Raw genomic sequence first — 1,246 nt, forward strand, 5'->3', positions numbered from 1 at the left:
ATATTTTATGAAGTATTAACACTGTCAACTTACCCACTAGTAACACATGCTGGGACTGAAGCAGCCAAGCAAGGCGGCAGAACTTACCTCGGCATCTTGCTTAGTACATCAATCGCATTTTTACTCTTTGCTGTCTTGGGTACTTACAGCTTAACAGGCACATTGGATTTCCAAGCAGGTGGAATTTTTGATAATTCACACAGCAAGGCCGTCCTTAGCGTTCTACTCGTTCTATTCTGCTATGGCATTGGTAAAGCAGCCATTATGCCTTTCCATCGCTGGCTACCTGCCGCAATGGTTGCGCCAACACCGGTTAGTGCACTGCTACACGCTGTCGCTGTCGTAAAAGCGGGCGTGTTTAGTATCCTAAAAATAATTATTTATATCTTCGGGATCGACCAGCTTAAAGAGCTCGCAACCACAGATATTATGCTCTATATCGGCGCTGCCACGATACTGCTCTCGTCTTGCATTGCTATGACTAAGGACAACCTGAAAGCTAGACTGGCCTACTCTACAGTAAGTCAACTAAGCTACATTGTCGTGGGTGCTCTGCTTGCTTCATCTATCGCCCATGCCGGTGCTGCCTTACATATCGCCACACATGCTGTTGGTAAAATCACCCTCTTCTTCTGCGCCGGTGCAATTATGGTTGCCAGTCACAAAAAGAACATCAGCGACATGGTGGGACTTGGCCGGCAAATGCCACTCACCTTTGCTGCTTTTGCGATTGGTGCAATAAGTATAATTGGCCTTCCTCCTATGGCAGGAACCTGGAGCAAGTGGTATCTGACAATGGGCGCTCTTGAATCTGACAAGCTCATCATTGTCGCCGTGCTAATGATAAGTTCCTTGCTTAATATCGCTTATCTTTTGCCCATCCCAATCAAAGCATTCTTTAATACCCAAGCAAAAGAATCTAAGCCTTGGGCATGGTCGGACACTAAAGAGGCTCCGTTACCAATTTTAATAGCACTTGGCGTGACTTCGTTTGGATGTCTTGCCTTGTTCTTCTATCCTCAACCCCTGATCGATCTAATAAATTTGATTCCAGGTGTATCAACGAATATGGGGGAAGGCTAAATGTCTGATCATCACTCTTCAGATGGCTGGTTCGACAAGCCAGAAAACGTCAAAAAGATGTTAAAAGTATTTTATGTCGCATGTGCTTTGCTAGTGATTGCTGACTTTATTGTTCACCGCCATATTTACCACAGCTGGGAGAACTTCCCTGCTTTTTATGCCA

General features: G+C 45.2%; 1 protein-coding gene. It reads left to right on the forward strand.

The window, feature by feature from the left end:
* A partial coding sequence (locus A3757_RS02220) for a proton-conducting transporter membrane subunit (protein ID WP_068739097.1) occupies positions 1 to 1,083 on the forward strand: 1,083 nt, incomplete at its 5' end.
* Positions 1,084 to 1,246: the final 163 nt, after the last annotated feature.

The organism is Oleiphilus sp. HI0117, from assembly GCF_001635235.1.